This window comes from Leifsonia sp. NPDC077715 (genome assembly GCF_040686855.1).
In the GTDB taxonomy this organism is placed as follows: Bacteria; Actinomycetota; Actinomycetes; order Actinomycetales; family Microbacteriaceae; genus Leifsonia.
Window position 1 is genome coordinate 604,213 of record NZ_JBFBOG010000002.1, and the last position, 17,093, is coordinate 621,305.

Below are 17,093 nucleotides of genomic sequence, written 5' to 3' on the forward strand. Positions count from 1 at the left end.
CTCGTGTTCATGTACTTCCCGACCAACTACGTGTGGAGCCTCGCGGTCGTCGCGACGCTCAACAACGGCGGATACATCGACGAGGTCGACCGCGCGTGCAAGCCGGTGCTGCTCGCCTCGCAGAACGGCGACGATGCCGGCACCGCGGAGCTGTACGCTGCGTGGGCCGCGGTCGCCGACCGGCTGGTCGCGAAGGCCGCAGACGACGAGGCCGCCGGGCGGCGGATCGGCGCGGGCGAGACGTACTACCGCGCCTCCCTCTACACGTCCCAGGCCGAGCGCCTGCAGTCGCCGCGGTGGGAGGGCCGGAACGCCGCCTACCAGAAGTCCATCGACCTGCTGCTGAAGCACGTCGAGCTGAGCCGCATCCCGCTCACCCGCGTCGAGGTGCCGTACGAAGGGTCCTCGCTGCCCGGCTACTTCTACCGCGCGCCGGGCGAGGGACCGCATCCCGTCGTCATCCAGTGGAACGGTCTCGACTCGACCAAGGAGATGATGTACTACTCCGGATTCCCGAAGATGCTCGCTGAACGCGGCATCTCCACCCTCATGATCGACACGCCCGGCTCCGGCGAGGCGCTGCGCCTGCGCGGGCTGACCGCGCGCTACGACACCGAGGTCTGGGCGGCGGCGATCGTCGACTGGATCGAGGCGAACGCGACAGAGCTGAACGCCGACGTCGGCCGGCTCGGCATCGTCGGCTGGTCGCTCGGCGGCTACTACGCGCCGCGCGCGGCCGCCTTCGAGAAGCGACTGAAGCTCGCCGTCGCGTGGGGTGCCAACCACGACTGGGCCGCCGTGCAGGAGGCGCGCCGCAACCGCGAGGGCGAGAACCCGGTGCCGCACTACTGGGACCACGTGTTCTGGGTCTGGGGGGTCGACTCCATGGACGCCTTCGTCGAGAAGACCGCGGCGATGCACCTGAACGGCGTCGCCGAGCAGATCACCGTGCCGCTGCTGATCACCCACGGCGCCGGCGACCGGCAGATCCCGGTGCGGTACGCGCACGAGACGTTCGACCAGGCGGTGAACAGCCCCAAGCGCGAGCTGCGGATCTTCGACGACCCCGAGGGCGGCACCGAGCACATCTCGATCGACAACATGCCGTACGTCGCCGGCATCATCGCCGACTGGGTCGCCGAGACGTTCGAGACGGTGGGCAACGAGGGCTGACGTCAGCGGGCGGCGCCCTCCCGTGCGGCGCCCTCCCGTGCGGCGCCCGCGGCGGAGTCGAGGATGAGGTCGAGTCCCGAGCGGAACGCCTCGATATCGGTCAGCTCGGAGAGGCTGTCCCGGGTCTCCGCCAGCCGCGGATGGCGGTCGGCGTCGACCTCCTGCGGCAGCTCGATCCAGAGGCCGTCGTCGGGTTCCGTCGCCCGCGCGCGGACGGCGGCCGCTCCACCGGCGAAGGACAGCACGAACAGCGAGTAGATGCCGTAGTAGTGCGCCGCCTGCGATCGGTCGAGGCCCGCATCCCGGAAGGCCTGGAGGATGCTCTCGACCAGCCCGAGCTCGTTCTCGCCGCCGGTGCTCAGGTGAAGCGCTTCGGCACCGATGGCCGGGTAGCGCAGGTAGACGTCGAGGGTGGCCTCCGCGTTCCGGAGGAGGAACCGGCGCCAGTCGTCCTCGTCCGCGGACTCGGCGCGGATCATGCCGGTCAGCCGGTCCAGGAGGATGCGCATCAGGCCGTCCTTGCTGCCGACATGCCGGTAGATCGCGGACGGGTCGGCGCGGAGCTCCTTGCCGAGTTCGCGCACCGTGATCGCCGAGACCCCGTCGCGGGCGGCCAGGGTCAGACCGGCGCGCGCGATCGTGTCCACGTCCAGCCGGCCGATCGGGCCGCGGCGCCGGGGCCGGGGAGCATCCGCGCGGGTATCGAGGGCGACATCGTCGGTCATCCCGCCATCATCCCACCTCGCCGAGAAAAATAGACAACGCTGTTGACTATTACGTGGTGCGTCGCCTACTCTCGCTTCCATCGGTCGCGCCGAAGCGGCCGGCGACAGGAATCGCGGAGGGTCGATGAGTGCTCAGCCAGTGCTGCTGACCGGGGGTCGGGTGTTCACCGCCGGTATGGCGGCCCCGCGCCAGGCGGACCTCCTCCTCGAGGGCGGGCGCATCGCGGCGATCGGCGCCGACCTCGAGCCGACCGGCGGCGCGCGCGTGATCGACAGCCGCGGATCGCTGATCGTCCCGGGCTTCCAGGACGCCCACGTGCACCCGATCGTCGCTGGCGTCGAGATGCTGCGCTGCGACCTCACCGCCGCCCGCGACGTCGAGGACTGCGTGCGCATCATCCACGACTACGCGGCCGAGAACGCCGACGCCGAGTGGATCCTCGGCGGCGGATGGTCGATGGACTTCTTCGCCGGCGGCCTGCCCAGCGCGGAACTCCTCGACCGCATCGTCCCGGACCGTCCGGTGTTCCTCAACAACCGCGACCACCACGGCGCCTGGGTCAACACCCGCGCCCTCCAGCTGGCGGGGATCGACGGCACGAGCCCCGATCCGCACGACGGCCGCATCGAGCGGCACTCCGACGGGTCGCCGTCCGGCGTCCTGCACGAGGGCGCCGCCGCGCTCGTCGAGCGGCATGTGCCCGAGGTGGACACGGCCTTCACGGTGGATGCGCTGGTGCGGGCGCAGCAGACCCTCTTCTCCTTCGGCATCACCGGCTGGCAGGACGCCATGGTCGGCGCCGTGAACGGCCTTCCCGACACCATCGAGACCTACGTCGAGGCGCTGACGACAGGCCGCCTCCGCGGCAGGGTGACGGGGGCCCAGTGGTGGCTGCGCGACGATGGTCTCGGGCAGACCGCGGCGCTGCGCGACCGCCGGGCCCTCGTGGCGGCGCTGGGCAGCCCGGACCGCCTGGCGCTCGACACGGTGAAGATCATGGTCGACGGGATCGCGGAGAACTACACCGCGGCGATGACGCAGCCCTACCTCGACGCGGACGGCCGCCCCACCCGCAACAGCGGCCTCTCCTTCATCGACCCCGGGCGGCTGAGGGAGATCGTCCGGGAGCTCGACGCGGACGGCTTCACCGTCCACTTCCACGCGCTCGGCGACCGTGCCGTGCGCGAGGCCCTGGACGCCGTCGAGCACGCGCGCCGCACCAACGGAGCGGCGGGTGGACGCCATCACCTCGCGCACCTGCAGGTCGTCCACGCCGACGACGTCCCGCGCTTCGTCGATGTGGATGCGACGGCCAACATCCAGGCGCTCTGGGCCGCCCACGAGAAGCAGCTGGACGAGCTGACACTGCCGTTCCTCGACCCCGAGCTGCGGCCCCGGCAGTACCCGTTCGGCGATCTGCATCGCGCGGGCGCCCGCTTCGCCGCGGGAAGCGACTGGCCGGTGTCCACCCCGGATCCGCTCGCCGCCATCCACGTCGCCGTGAACCGCACGGCTCCCGGCTCCTCGGCTCCACCGCTCGGCGAGCGCCAGGGCCTCGACCTGGCGACCGCGCTCACCGCCTACACGGCGGGCAGCGCGCGCGTCAACGGCCGCGACCGGATGACGGGCCACCTCCGCGTCGGCGCGTCCGCCGACCTCGCCGTCCTCGACCGCGACCCCTTCCTCGGCGATCCGCTCGCCATCGCGGAGACGCGCGTCTCCACCACCTGGGTGGACGGCGAGCCCGTCTTCACCCGTTCCGAGCAGTAACCCGCCACCGCCGCCTGGAGAAACCATGAAGACATCCACCCTCATCCGCCTGACCGCAGCGTCGGCCGGGCTCGCCCTCGCCGCGGTCGGCCTGACCGGATGCGGCGCGTCGAGCAAGGACAGCGCCCCGACGTCGGCCACGCGCGCCTTCCAGCTCAGTTCCACGACACCGGCGGCGAAGGGGGACATCGACTCCTTCACCTGGTCGCTCCCGGCCGAGCCGCAGTCGCTGGCCTACTTCTACGCGTTCGACTACCCGCCGAACCAGATCCTGGCGAACGTGTGCGAGTCGCTGCTGCGCTGGAACCCGGACCTCTCCGTCTCGCCCGGCCTCGCGGCCTCGTTCTCGAACCCCACGCCGACGACCTGGGTCTACGACATCCGGTCGGGCGTCACCTTCCACGACGGTTCCCCGCTGACGGCGGCGGATGTCGTGGCCAGCCTGAAGATGCACCTGGATCAGAAGGTCGGCTCCTACTGGGCCAGCGCCTACCAGAACGTGACCGACATCGCCCAGACCGGGCCGATGCAGGTCACCGTCACGACGCGCATCCCGGACTCGCAGTTCAACCAGTTCATGGCCGCAGCGCCGGGCGTCATCGAGTCCGCCAAGACCCTCGCAGAGGACGGCCAGGACTACGGGAACCCGTCGAAGGGCGTCAACTGCACCGGGCCCTTCCGGTTCGACAGCTGGAAGCCCGGCTCCTCGATCACGCTCACGCGCTACGACGGCTACTGGGACAAGGATCTGAGAGCGAAGGCGGGCAAGGTCACGTTCGTGTTCCTCGGCGACCCGACCGCCCGGGTCAACGCCTTCCAGTCGGGCGACGTCGACGGCGGCTGGCAGGTGCCGTCGAGCGGCATTTCGAAACTCACCTCGTCGGCCGCCGGAAAGGTCTACTTCGGCGTCAACACCGCGGTGTCCGCCGAGATCGTCGGCAATCAGGAGGGTCCGCTGGGCAACCCGAAGGTCCGCCAGGCGCTCCTGATGGCGACCGACCGCAACGGCATCATCTCGGCCGCGCAGAACGGCTACGCGACCATCGCGAACGCCCTCACCACGCGCTCGGTCTGGGGCGCTTCGGGCAAAGCCGCGGAGGCGAAAGCGTTCGACGACCTGGCGCCCTACCGCTACGACCCGGCCGCCGCGAAGAAGCTCGCGAAGGACGCCGGCGTGAACGGCCAGAAGGTGGTCATCGCGACCTCGCCGGCCACCGTGTCCGAGGGCATCATCGCCCAGGCGATCCAGGCCGCCGCCAAGACGATCGGGCTGGATGCGCAGATCAAGACCATCGCCCCCGACAAGTACGGCGCGCTCTTCGTCGACCCGGAGGCGCGGAAGGGCATCGACCTCTTCTACACCGACTGGTACGCGTCCACCTCCGACCCGATGGAGACCCTCGGCGTGCTCCAGTCCGGCAACTTCAGCAACTACGGAGGCTGGTCCGACCCGAAGTACGACGCGCTCGTGACCAAGGCGCAGGGCGAGCTGGATGCGACCACCCGTGGTGGGACCTCCGCTCAGCTGCAGCAGATCACGAACCAGCAGCTTCCCTGGCTCCCGCTCTACTCGGCGCCGACCACGGTCTGGCTGGGCAAGCGGATCACCGGTGTCGCCCCGTCCATCGACTTCCTGTACTTCCCGTGGGCGGCCACGATCGGCGCGGCCTGACATGCCGGTCTGGCGGAACGTCCTCCGGCACCTCGCCGGGCTCGTCATCACCCTGCTCGTGGTCTCGGCGCTCGTCTTCCTGTGCCTGTACCTCGTGCCGGGCGACCCCGCGAGCTTCCTCACCCAGGGCAGGAACGTCGACCCCGCCACCTTGGCGGCGGTGCGCGCCCACTACGGGCTCGATCAGCCGATCGTCGTCCAGTACCTGACCTGGCTCTGGGGAGTGCTGCACGGCGACCTGGGGCGTTCGCTGCAGTTCCACGACAGCGTCGCGAACCTGATCGGGTCGCGGATCCCGACGACCGTCGAGCTGATCGTGATGGCCGGCGCGATCATCGGGGTGGTGGGGCTCCTCGCGGGGATCGTCGCGGCCGCGAAGAACGGGACCACGCTCGACAAGGGCATCCTGATCGTCCTGAGCGCCTTCTCGGCCATCCCGCCGTTCGTCGCGGCGATCGCCCTGATCTTCGTGTTCGCCGTGCAGCTCGGCTGGTTCCCGGCCTTCGGCGCGGGCGACGGCTTCATCGACAGCGTGTGGCACCTCGTCCTGCCCTCGATCGCTCTCGCCCTGACCTTCATCGCACTGGTCGGCCGCGTCACGCGGACGGTCATGGCCGAGCAGCTGGGGCGGGAGCATGTGGAGGTGGCGACCAGCCGCGGCGTGCGGCGCGGGACGATCGTGCGACGACATGCCCTGCGCAACGCGGTCGGCCCGATCGCGACGGTCAGCGGACTGATCGTGGCGGGGATGCTGGTCTTGACCTCGGTGGTCGAGTCGAGTTTCGGCCTCTCCGGGTTCGGGTCGCTGCTCATCCAGGCGGTCCAGCGCAAGGACTTCCCGGTGGTCCAGGCGATCGTCCTCATCGTCGTGGTCGCGTTCGTCGTCGTGAACGCGGTCGTCGACCTGCTGATGCCGTTCATGGATCCGCGCGCGGCGGCAGGGGCGGCGGCACGATGACCGCGGGCACCGTTCTGGCGGAGCGTGCGCGCTTCCGCATCCCGCACTCCGGCCGCGCCCTCTTCTGGGCCGCCGTAGTCGTGCTCGGGATGATCGTCCTCGCGGCGTTGTTCGCGCCGTTGATCGCTCCGTACGACCCGGACGCGCTCGATCTCGCCAACCCGAACGCCGGTGCCTCCGCCGCGCACTGGCTCGGGACCGACGCGTCCGGCCGCGACATCCTCTCCCGCACGCTGTACGGAGCCCGGATCTCGCTCACCGGTCCGGCGATCGCGGTCGTGGTGACCACGATCGTCGGCATGGCCCTCGGGCTCACGGCCGCCTGGGTCGGCGGCGCCGTGGACTGGGTCCTCACCCGGATCTTCGACATCCTGTTCGCGTTCCCGGCGCTGCTGCTGGCGATCCTGGTGGTCGCTCTGTTCGGGACGGGGACCGTCGGACCGGTGATCGCGATGTGCATCGCCTACATCCCGTTCGTCGCCCGGCTGACCCGGTCGCTGGTGCAGTCGGAGCGCTCGCGGCCCTACGTCGCCGCGTACCGCGTGAACGGCTTCAGCGGCGGGTGGATCGCGACGCGCCGGGTCGCCCCCAATGTCGCCCCGACCGTGCTCGGGCAGGCCGGGCTCAACTTCGGTTACATCCTCATGGACCTGGCGGCGCTGAGCTTCCTCGGCCTCGGGGTGCAGCCTCCGACCTCCGACTGGGGCTCCATGGTGCAGGAGGGCGCGCCCGCCGTCCTGGTCGGCCACCCGCTGCCCGCGCTCGTCCCCGCGGCGGCGGTCGTGATCACCGTCGTCGCCGTCAACATCGTCGGGCAGGAGCTCGCCGACCGCATCGGCGCCGGAGGTGCGTCGTGACCCGGCTGCTCGACATCCAGGACGTGACACTCGCCCTGCACGAGAAGACGCTCCTCGACGGAGTCAGCCTCCATGTCGAGGCGGGTGAGACCGTCGCCGTCGTCGGCGAATCGGGATCGGGCAAGTCGCTCACCGCCCGTCTTGCGCTGGGCCTGCGACCCTCGGGCGCGCAGGCCGGCGGGACGCTGAGGCTGGGCGACGTCGAGATGCTGACCGCCACTCCGGCCGAGATCCTGCAGCAGCGCCGGACCTTCGCATCGATGATCTTCCAGGACCCGCGGGCCGGCATCAATCCGATGTACCGCGTCGGCGCATTCCTCCGGGAAGCACTGGTCGCCCGTGGGGCCGGTCACGAGGAGGCAGGGCGGCGCAGCGCCGAGCTCGTGGAGGCGATGAGGTTGCCGCCCGAGAGCCTGGACCGCTACCCGCACCAGTTCTCCGGCGGGATGCTCCAGCGCATCATGATCGCGGGCGCCCTCACCACCAGCCCGTCGCTTCTCCTGTGCGACGAGCCGACCACCGCGCTCGATGTGACGACCCAGGCCGAGATCATCCGGCTGCTCGCGTCGCTCACGGCGAGCTCGCGCATGGGGATGCTGTTCATCACCCATGACCTCAACCTCGCGGCGGAGCTCGCAAGCCGGGTCTACGTGATGCGCGGCGGGCGGATCGTCGAGGAGGGCGCCACTGCCGACGTGTTCGCGCATCCTCAGGCCGAGTACACGCGGATGCTGCTCGCCGCGACGCCGTCGCTGGACGGCCCGGCCGTCCCGGCTCCGGCGGAGGCGGGCAGGTGCCTGGTGCGGTTCAGCGACGTCGAGAAGAGCTATCGCGTCGGCCGTTCGGACGTCCCGGCGCTACGCGGTGTGTCGTTCGAGCTGCGCAGGGGAGAAGCGCTCGGAGTCGTCGGGGAGTCCGGTTCGGGCAAGTCGACGGTTGCCCGGCTGCTCGTCGGGCTGGAGGAGCCGACCGCCGGGACGATCGAGCTGCCGCGTGATGCCGTCCTGCCGAGGGGCCGGGCGGGACGGCTCCAGCGTGCAGCGGCCGTGCAGATCGTGTTCCAGGACCCCTACCTCTCGCTCGACCCGCGGATCACTGTGCACCGCGCGATCGGCGACGTGCTCCTGCTGCACGGGAAGTGCGCCAGGGGCGGGGTCCGCGAGCAGGTCCTTCGCCTGCTGCACGACGTCGGGTTGCCGGAGGCGGTTCTGGAGCTGACTCCACGCGCCCTGTCGGGTGGCCAGCGGCAGCGGGTCGCGCTCGCGAAGGCGCTCGCCGTCGAGCCGGAGCTGCTGGTGCTGGACGAGGCCACCAGTGCACTCGACGTCTCCGTCCAGGCGCAGCTGCTGGCTCTGCTGGCCGATCTGCGGACGCGTCGCGACCTCACCCTGGTCTTCATCAGCCACAACCTCGCGGTCATGCGCGAGACGTGCGACCGCCTCATCGTCATGCGCGAGGGCGTGATCGTCGAGGCTGCACCGACCGGCGAGATCCTGCGTCATCCGCGTGAGGAGTACACCCGACGCCTCCTGGACGCGGTGCCGAGCGATCATGCAACGGTGGTGAAGCAAGCTGGGCCCGGGGTCTGATCTAGGCTGACGGCATGGCCGGAGGGGCAGCGGATCACCGGAGCGTCGCCGCTCGGGTCTTCGCCATCGCCGACGCCTTCGAGAGCGGTGACGAGCTCACTCTGAGCGAGGTGTCCCGCCGAGCCGGCCTGCCGATCTCGACCACCCATCGGCTCCTGTCCGAGTGGGTCGAGTGGGGCGGCCTGGTCCGGGGAGAGGACGGCCGCTATCGCGTCGGCATCCGGCTGTGGCGGCTCGGCGCGCGGCAGCCGACCGCCCGGCGGCTGCGCGAGGTGGCGCGTCCGTACCTGGACGACCTCCTGGAGGCGACGGGGGAGCACGTCCACCTCGCCATCCGGGACGGCCTCGGCGCCGTCTACCTGGACCGCCTCTCCGGTCGCGGCGCCGTCTCCGTCATCAGCGACGTCGGCACCGAACTGCCCCTCCACGCGACGGGCGTCGGACTGGTGCTGCTCGCGCACTCGGGACCGGAGACCTTCGACGCGGTCGTCGCGGCCGGCCCGCGCAAGTTCCTGCCCAACACCCTGACGGGTGAACGGGAACTGCGGTCCCGCCTCGCGGAGATCCGGGCGACCGGCCTCTCGGTCACGGTCGAGGAGCTGACGCGCGGAGCATTCTCAGTCGCGGCGCCGATCCGGGATGCGGCCGGCGAGGTCGTCGCCGCGGTGTCGATCATCGCGCACGCGGAGCGGAAGGACGAGCCGCAGTTCGCGTTGGGGGTGCGGATGGCCGCTCGCGGCATCACGGACGCCCTGCGGGTGGGCGCGCCGTAGGCGACGGGATTCGTCTTCCACTGGACGGAAACCACACCCCGCACCCCTCCCACCGCGGCGAGCATGGATCCACCTTCCCGATGTCGTGAGAGGCGGAGCATGCGCACCCAGGTCGCAATCGTCGGAGCCGGTCCCGCGGGGCTGCTCCTCGGCCACATCCTGCGCCGTGCGGGCATCGACTTCGTCATCCTGGAGCAGAAGAGCCGCGACTACGTGCTCGGGCGCATCCGCGCCGGGGTGCTCGAACAGGGCTCCGTCGACATCCTGCGCGATCTCGGGCTCGACGCCGACCTGGCGGCGCGAGGGCTCACCCATCACGGCATCTACCTGCAGTACGAGGGCACCCGCCACCACCTCGACTTCGTCGACCTGGTCGGCCGCACGGTCACGGTCTACGGCCAGCAGGCCCTCGTGACGCACCTGCTCGCGGAGCACGACCGTCTCGGCTCCGACGTCCGCTTCGAGGTGGAGGGCGTGAGCCCCCGCGACATCGACACGGACGCGCCGTACGTCCGCACGGCCGACGGCGAGCGGATCGACTGCGATCTCGTGGTCGGCGCGGACGGCTACCACGGCGTGTGCCGCCCGGCCATTCCCGGCGTCACGGCGCTGGAGCGGGGCTACCCGTACGCCTGGCTCGGCATCCTGGCCGACGTGGCGCCGTCGACGGATGACCTGATCTACGCGCTGCATCCCGACGGCTTCGCCATGCACTCGATGCGTTCGCCGCAGGTGTCGCGGCTGTACCTCCAGGTGGACCCGTCGGAGACTATCGACGAGTGGTCCGACGACCGGATCTGGGACCAGCTCCAGAACCGGCTCGGCGTCGACGGCTGGACGCTGCACGAGGGGGCCATCACGGAGAAGTCGATCACCCCGATGCGCAGCTTCGTGGCCTCGACGCTGCAGCACGGCCGGCTGTACCTGGCGGGCGACGCGGGCCACATCGTGCCGCCGACCGGCGCCAAGGGCCTCAACTCCGCCATCGCCGACGTGACCCTGCTCGGCCGCTCGATCGCGGCGTCGTACCGGGGTGACCCGTCGCTCCTGGCCCGCTACAGCACGGCGGCGCTGGCCCGCCAGTGGAAGGTGCAGCAGTTCTCGCAGTGGATGACGGAGATGCTGCACGTGCACCGGGAGATCGAGGATGCGTCGACCCGCGCCTTCCGGTACCGCAGCCAGGTGGGCCAGCTGGAGTACACGACCGGTTCCCGTCACGCTCAGGCGGCGCTCGCCGAGCAGTACGCGGGACTTCCCTTCTGAGGTGGAACGATGACCGAAGCGACCCAGGACCAGATCACCCGCGAGATCGCGGAGGCGCAGGCGGCCGCCGCAGCGGCGGGACCGCTGCCGACGCACCCGCTGCGCGACTTCGCGCCCTACCGGAGTTCGGCGCTGCGCCACCCCACGCATGAGCTGGTGCGCGCGGACCCCGAGGAGATCGAGCTCGCCTCGCCGGCGTTCGGCCACTCGGATGTGGCGCCGGAGGAGAGCGACCTGACCATCCAGCACAGCGGCGAGCCCCTTGGCGAGCGGATCATCGTGTCCGGCCGGGTGCTCGACGGCGAGGGCCGGCCGGTCCGGGGCCAGCTCATCGAGGTGTGGCAGGCGAACGCGTCCGGCCGGTACGTGCACAAGCGCGACCAGCATCCCGCGCCGCTCGACCCCAACTTCACCGGGGTCGGCCGCGCCATCACGGGCGACGACGGCTCGTACCGCTTCGTCACCATCAAGCCGGGGCCGTACCCGTGGAAGAACCACCGCAACGCGTGGCGGCCGGCGCACATCCACTTCTCGCTGTTCGGGTCGGAGTTCACGCAGCGGCTCGTCACCCAGATGTACTTCCCGACCGATCCGCTGTTCGCCCTGGACCCGATCTACCAGTCCATCGTCGACCCGGCCGCCCGCGAGCGCCTGAAGGCGAGCTACGATCACGACCTGAGCGTGCCGGAGTGGGCGATGGGCTACCGCTGGGACATCGTGCTGACCGGCAGCAGGGCGACGTGGATGGAGCCGGAGGAGGGCGACCATGCCTGAACAGACCCCCTCGCAGACGGTCGGGCCGTTCTTCGGCTACGCGCTGCCGTACGACGGCGACGCGGAGGTGGCGTCCAGGGCGGATCCCGCGTCCATCCGCCTCCACGGCACGGTCTACGACGGCGCGGGCGAGCCGGTGCCGGATGCGATCCTCGAGATCTGGGGGCCGGATGTCGCAGGAGCGCCGATCCGCGAACGCGGGAGTCTGCACCGCGACGGGTACACGGTGACCGGATTCGGCCGGGCCGCCGTCGACCGGGCGGGGCACTACAGTTTCACCACCGTGCGACCGGGCGCGGCGGCCGACGGGCGCGCGCCGTACATCCTGGTGACCGTGTTCGCGCGCGGTCTGCTGCACCACCTCTTCACGCGCGCGTACTTCGCGGAGGGCGACCCCTTCCTGGAGCGTGTCCCCGTCGAACGCCGGCGCACCCTGCTGGTCGAGCAGGACGGCGAGCGCAGCTACCGCTTCGACATCCGCCTGCAGGGCGACGACGAGACCGTGTTCCTCGACTTCATGGGAGACGGCCGTGGCTGACGCGTTCGACTGGGGGCTGCTGGAGCCCGCGGGGGAAGGGGGGACGATCGCCTCCGACGACCGCATCCTGGACGCCATGGTCGACGTCGAGCGCGCGCACCTCGGTGCCTGGAGCGCCCTGCTCGGGGCGGAGATCACCTCCACTCTGGATGCGGGAGTCCTGGACCGCGACTCGCTGCTGCGGGAATCCCGGCGCGCGGGCGTGCCCGTGGTCGGCCTGGCGCAGGCGCTGCGCCAGCAGGGCGGCACCCTCGTGCATCAGGGCATGACGAGCCAGGACGTGATGGACACGGCGCTCATCCTGATCTCACGCGACGCTCTGACGGCCGCACGCGCTGGTCTCGTCGCCGCCGGGTCGAGCTTCGCCGCGCTGGCGCGCGAGCACCGCGGGACGCCGTTCGCGGTCCGCACCCTGACGCAGGAAGCGGAGACCACGACCCTGGGAGCGGTGATCGGAGGCTGGCTCGACGTGATCTCCTCCGCCCTCGAGACGGTCGACGCGGTCGCCTTCCCGCTGCAGCTGGGCGGCGCCGTCGGCGACGGCGACGCGTTCGCACGGCTCTCCGGCCACCCGGATGCCGTCTCGCTGCTGCGGCGACAGATGTCGGCCGCGCTCGGCCTCACCGACCCCGGGCGCGCCTGGCACACCGACCGCTCGCCCGTGCTCGCAGTGACGCGCGCGAGCGCGAGCGTCTGCTCGGCGGGTGGACGCATCGGGCGCGACCTCGGACTGCTGGCGCGCGACGAGATCGCGACGCCCATCCACGGCGGCGGCTCGTCCGCGATGCCGCACAAGCGGAATCCCGTGGACGCGGTCCTCCTGGTCGCGAACGGCCTGCGGGTCAGCGGTCCCCTGGCCGTTGTGCAGACGGCGTCGCTCAGCTACGACGCCCGGCCGGCGGGGGAGTGGCACGCCGAGTGGCAGGCCTGGCGCGAGACGCTGCGCCTGGCGGCCGAGAGTGCGTCGCTCCTCGAACATGCGGCGCGCGACCTCGTCGTCCAGGTGCGCCGGCCGGATGGCCCGGCGACGAGTGCCCCGCGTGCGGCGGACGCCGTCGACGCGGCGGTGAGCAGGTTCGAGCAGCTGGCGGAGGGAGGACGATCGTGACCGCCATCCGACTGCGGGGCTCGGTCGCCCCCGCCGCACCCACCGCGGAGGCCGCTCCCCTCCTGGTGCTCCTGCCGTCGCTGGGAACGACGACCGAGTTGTGGGACGGTGTCGTCGCCGAGTTCGCGCAGGCGACCGACCGTCCGCGCATCCTGCGCATCGACCTCCCCGGCCACGGGGCTTCTCCGGCCGCACGGACGGCCTTCACTGCCGGGGATCTGGCTCGGGGCGTCCTCGACGTCGTCGACGAGGTGGGGGGCGGAGCCTTCCATGTCGCGGGCGATTCGCTGGGCGGTGCGGTCGCGCTCGAGCTCGCCCTCACGGTCCCGGACCGCGTGCGCAGCCTGACGATGTTCTGCTCGGGCGCGGCGATCGGCACTCCGGAGGGATGGGCGCAGCGCGCGGCGCAGGTCCGCGCCTCCGGCACCGCCTCGGTCGTGGCGGGCAGCGCCGAGCGGTGGTTCGCGTCCGGCTACCTCGACGCCCACCCGGACGGACCCGGCGGCCGAGCGCTGCGGACGCTGGTCGACGTCGACGACGAGTCGTACGCGCTGTGCTGCGAGGTGCTTGCCGGCTTCGACCGCCGCGCCGACCTCGGAGCGGTCAGCACCCCGGCGGTCATCGTCGCCGGCGCGCACGACGCCGTGACGACACCCGCCCTCATGCGCGAGCTGGCCGACCGCATCCATGGTGCGCGGTTCATCGAGCTGCCGGACGCGGGCCACCTGATCCCGCTGGAGGACCCCGAGGCCGCGGCCGAGCTGCTGCGGACGGCCATCGCCGAACGAGGGACCGCGGAGACCGGGATGCGGGTGCGCCGCGCGGTGCTCGGCGACGCCCACGTGGACCGCGCCACCGCGGCGATCACCCCCGAGACCGCCGCCTTCCAGGACTTCATCACCCGGTACGCGTGGGGCGAGGTGTGGTCGCGCCCGCAGCTGACCCGCTCGCAGCGGTCGATCGCCACGCTCGCCAGCCTGGTCACCGGCGGTCATGAGAACGAGTTCCGGATGCACGCCCGCGCAGCTCTGCGGAACGGGCTCACCCCCACCGAGATCGCCGAGGTCGTGCACCACACCGCCCTCTACGCCGGGCTGCCCGCTGCGAACAGCGCCATGGCGATCCTGCGCGAGGTCTTCGCCGAGACAAATACAGAACAGACGGAGGAGCCGAATGGATAAGACCTACGCGTCGGCGGCCGAGGCCGTGGCCGACATCCCGGACGGCGCCTCCCTCGCCGTCGGCGGGTTCGGCCTGTCCGGCGTCCCGATCGTCACCATCCGGGCTCTGCTTGCGCGCGGAGTCGGCGGTCTGGAGGTCGTCAGCAACAACTGCGGCGTCGACGGCTGGGGCCTGGGCGAACTGCTCGCGGCCGGCCGCATCCGCCGGGTGATCGCGAGCTACATCGGCGAGAACAAGGAGTTCGCCCGGCAGTACCTCGGCGGCGAGGTCGAGGTGGAGCTGACCCCGCAGGGCACGCTCGCCGAACGGCTGCGGGCGGGCGGCGTCGGCATCCCCGCGTTCTTCACCGCGACGGGAGCGGGCACCGCGGTCTCCGACGGCGGGATGCCCATCCGCTACGCGCCGGACGGCTCCGTCGCGGAGGCGAGCGCACCGAAGGAGCTGCGCCCGTTCGACGTCTTCGGCTCCACGCGCGAGTACGTGCTGGAGACAGCGATCCGCACCGACTTCGGCCTGGTGCGGGCGGCGGTCGGCGACCGGCACGGCAACCTGCGCTTCGAGAAGTCCACCCGCAACTTCAACCCGCTCGCCGGCATGGCCGGGCGCATCACCATCGCCGAGGTGGACGAGCTGGTCGAGCCCGGCGTGCTCGGCCCCGACGACATCCACCTGCCCGGGATCTACGTGGACCGCGTCGTCGCGCTGACGCCCGAGCAATCCGCCGACCTCCCGATCGAGAAGACCACCGTCCGCCCCCGCCCGGAAGGAGCCTGAGGATGCCGCGCACCCGCGACGAGATGGCCGCCCGCGCCGCCCTGGAGCTGGAGGACGGCTCGTACGTCAACCTCGGGATCGGGCTGCCCACGCTCATCCCGAACCACCTGCCCGACGGCGTGCACGTCGTCCTGCACTCGGAGAACGGCATCCTCGGCGTCGGCCCGTACCCGTGGGAGGGCGAGGAGGACCCGAAGCTCATCAACGCCGGCAAGGAGACCGTGACCGTGCTCCCCGGCGCGAGCTACTTCGACTCGGCCGCCAGTTTCGGCATGATCCGCGGCGGCCGCATCGCCACCGCTGTGCTCGGGGCCATGCAGGTCTCCGCCGCCGGAGACATTGCCAACTGGGCCGTTCCCGGCAAGATGGTCAAGGGGATGGGCGGCGCGATGGACCTGGTCAACGGCGCGGAGCGCGTCATCGTCGTCATGGAGCACGTCGCGAAGGACGGCACTCCGAAGCTGGTGGAGCAGTGCGCGCTCCCGCTCACCGGTCGCGGATGCGTCGACCGGATCATCACCGACCTCGCCGTCATCGACGTCACCGAGGAGGGCCTGGTGCTGCGCGAGCTCGCACCGGGCGTCACCGAGCAGGAGGTCGTCGCGGCAACCGGGGCGCCCCTGACCGTCGCGCTGGAGGCCGTCGATGCCTGAGCTGCGCGAGGTCGTCATCTGCTCGCCCCTGCGCACTCCGGTGGGGCGCATGGGCGGCGCGCTCGCCCCGGCGCCCGCTCTGACGCTGGCCGAGACCGTGCTGCGCGCGGTGCTCGAGCGGACCGGCGTCGATCCGGCGTCGGTGGAGGGCGTGATCGGCTCCCAGGGCTACCCGACCATGGAGGCGCCCGCGTTCGGGCGCGTCGCCGCGCTGAACGCCGGCTTCCCGGTCACGACCACCGGCTACCAACTCGACCGTCGCTGCGGCTCGGGGCTGCAGGCGGTCATCAATGCGGCGATGGAGGTGCAGACCGGTGCGAGCGACGTCCTGATCGCTCTCGGCGCCGAGTCCATGTCGAATGCGCCGCTGTACACGGAGCAGGGACGGCGCGGGCTCCCGCCGGGCGGCCTGCTGCTGCACGACGCCCTCGCTCGGGGCCGGGAGACGGTCGGCGGCCGGAACCATCCCACGCCCGAGGGCAACGTCGGCTCGGCGGAGGAGCTGCGGCGACGCTACGGCATCCCGCGCGAGGCCCAGGACGCGTTCTCGCTCCGCTCGCACCAGCGCGCCGTCGCCGCGCAGCAGTCCGGCGCATTCGACGCCGAGCTGGTGCCGGTCGTGGTGCCCGGCCGCCGGGGCGACGTCGTCGTCGACCGGGACGAGCATCCCCGGGCCGACACGACGCTGGAGGCGCTAGCAGCTCTCCGCCCGATCCTCGGCCGCTCGGATCCCGAGGCGACGGTCACCGCCGGCAACTCGAGCGGGCAGAACGACGCCGCGGCAGCGGCGATCGTCACCACCCCGGAGCGCGCGGCTGAGCTCGGGCTCACCCCGATGCTCCGGCTGCTCTCGTGGGCGGTGGCGGGGAACGAGCCGCAGGTGTTCGGCGTCGCGCCGGTGCCGGCTGCCAATCGCGCCTTGACGCGGGCCGGACTCTCGTGGTCCGACATCGACGTGATCGAGCTCAACGAGGCGTTCGCCGTGCAGGTGCTCGCATGCCTCGCCGACTGGGGCATCGACGCCGAGGACCCGCGACTCAACCCACGCGGCAGCGGCATCTCGATCGGGCATCCGATCGGCGCGACCGGGCTCAGGATGCTCGCCACGCTCGCTCACGAGCTCCCTGCCCTCGGCGGCACACTCGCAGTCGAGACGATGTGCATCGGCGGGGGACAGGCGCTCGCCGCAGTGTTCGAGCGTGCTTGATGCCCTGCCCACCGCTCGGTGTGGTGCCTATCATGAGCGTGCACGGGCGCCCCGGGCGCCCGGAGGCGATCTTGAC

At 71.6% G+C, this 17,093-nt stretch carries 16 protein-coding genes; 15 read left to right on the forward strand and 1 reads right to left on the reverse strand.

The window, feature by feature from the left end; genetic code table 11:
• The first annotated feature begins 9 nt into the window (after positions 1–9).
• Complete coding sequence (locus AB0P25_RS09960) at positions 10–1,173, forward strand: prolyl oligopeptidase family serine peptidase (RefSeq protein WP_363808050.1); 1,164 nt, start codon at positions 10–12, stop codon at positions 1,171–1,173.
• 2 nt (positions 1,174–1,175) lie between these two features.
• On the opposite strand, the gene AB0P25_RS09965 is transcribed toward AB0P25_RS09960, so the two are convergent.
• A complete protein-coding gene (locus AB0P25_RS09965) occupies positions 1,176–1,898 on the reverse strand; it encodes a TetR/AcrR family transcriptional regulator (RefSeq protein WP_363807012.1) in 723 nt (240 codons plus the stop codon).
• A 124-nt stretch (positions 1,899–2,022) separates the two neighbouring features.
• Here AB0P25_RS09965 and AB0P25_RS09970 point away from each other — a divergent pair, with 124 nt between their 5' ends.
• From AB0P25_RS09970 to AB0P25_RS10035, 14 genes are all read left to right on the forward strand, one after another.
• Positions 2,023–3,669 carry an amidohydrolase gene (locus AB0P25_RS09970; RefSeq protein WP_363807015.1) on the forward strand — a complete coding sequence of 549 codons (1,647 nt, stop codon included), beginning with the start codon at positions 2,023–2,025 and terminating at the stop codon, positions 3,667–3,669.
• Positions 3,670–3,694: 25 nt separating this feature from the next.
• Entirely contained in the window at positions 3,695–5,341 is a 1,647-nt protein-coding gene (locus AB0P25_RS09975; protein WP_363807017.1) for an ABC transporter substrate-binding protein, read from the forward strand.
• A gap of 1 nt (position 5,342) precedes the next feature.
• On the forward strand, positions 5,343–6,299 hold the full coding sequence (locus AB0P25_RS09980) for an ABC transporter permease (RefSeq protein ID WP_363807019.1): 957 nt from the start codon (positions 5,343–5,345) through the stop codon (positions 6,297–6,299).
• A complete protein-coding gene (locus AB0P25_RS09985; RefSeq protein WP_363807021.1) occupies positions 6,296–7,156 on the forward strand; it encodes an ABC transporter permease in 861 nt (286 codons plus the stop codon). The genes AB0P25_RS09980 and AB0P25_RS09985 overlap by 4 nt, the downstream gene beginning before the upstream one ends.
• A complete protein-coding gene (locus tag AB0P25_RS09990; RefSeq protein WP_363807023.1) occupies positions 7,153–8,745 on the forward strand; it encodes an ABC transporter ATP-binding protein in 1,593 nt (530 codons plus the stop codon). The genes AB0P25_RS09985 and AB0P25_RS09990 overlap by 4 nt, the downstream gene beginning before the upstream one ends.
• A 14-nt stretch (positions 8,746–8,759) precedes the next feature.
• A complete protein-coding gene (locus AB0P25_RS09995) occupies positions 8,760–9,518 on the forward strand; it encodes an IclR family transcriptional regulator (protein ID WP_363807025.1) in 759 nt (252 codons plus the stop codon).
• Positions 9,519–9,617: 99 nt separating this feature from the next.
• Entirely contained in the window at positions 9,618–10,781 is a 1,164-nt protein-coding gene (locus AB0P25_RS10000; protein WP_363807027.1) for a 4-hydroxybenzoate 3-monooxygenase, read from the forward strand.
• Between the two features lie 9 nt (positions 10,782–10,790).
• Positions 10,791–11,555, forward strand: coding sequence for a protocatechuate 3,4-dioxygenase subunit beta (gene pcaH, locus AB0P25_RS10005; RefSeq protein WP_363807028.1), 765 nt, complete (start codon positions 10,791–10,793; stop codon positions 11,553–11,555).
• A complete protein-coding gene (gene pcaG, locus AB0P25_RS10010; protein WP_363807030.1) occupies positions 11,548–12,093 on the forward strand; it encodes a protocatechuate 3,4-dioxygenase subunit alpha in 546 nt (181 codons plus the stop codon). The genes pcaH and pcaG overlap by 8 nt, the downstream gene beginning before the upstream one ends.
• Positions 12,086–13,201, forward strand: a complete 1,116-nt coding sequence (locus AB0P25_RS10015; protein WP_363807031.1) for a lyase family protein — start codon at positions 12,086–12,088, stop codon at positions 13,199–13,201. Before pcaG ends, AB0P25_RS10015 begins: the two co-directional genes overlap by 8 nt.
• Complete coding sequence (locus AB0P25_RS10020; protein ID WP_363807032.1) at positions 13,198–14,382, forward strand: alpha/beta fold hydrolase; 1,185 nt, start codon at positions 13,198–13,200, stop codon at positions 14,380–14,382. Before AB0P25_RS10015 ends, AB0P25_RS10020 begins: the two co-directional genes overlap by 4 nt.
• A complete protein-coding gene (locus tag AB0P25_RS10025) occupies positions 14,375–15,157 on the forward strand; it encodes a CoA transferase subunit A (RefSeq protein ID WP_363807033.1) in 783 nt (260 codons plus the stop codon). Before AB0P25_RS10020 ends, AB0P25_RS10025 begins: the two co-directional genes overlap by 8 nt.
• 2 nt (positions 15,158–15,159) lie before the next feature.
• A complete protein-coding gene (locus AB0P25_RS10030) occupies positions 15,160–15,810 on the forward strand; it encodes a CoA transferase subunit B (protein ID WP_363807034.1) in 651 nt (216 codons plus the stop codon).
• Positions 15,803–17,017: an acetyl-CoA C-acetyltransferase gene (locus AB0P25_RS10035; RefSeq protein WP_363807035.1), complete on the forward strand. Its 1,215-nt coding sequence runs from the start codon at positions 15,803–15,805 to the stop codon at positions 17,015–17,017. The genes AB0P25_RS10030 and AB0P25_RS10035 overlap by 8 nt, the downstream gene beginning before the upstream one ends.
• Positions 17,018–17,093: the final 76 nt, after the last annotated feature.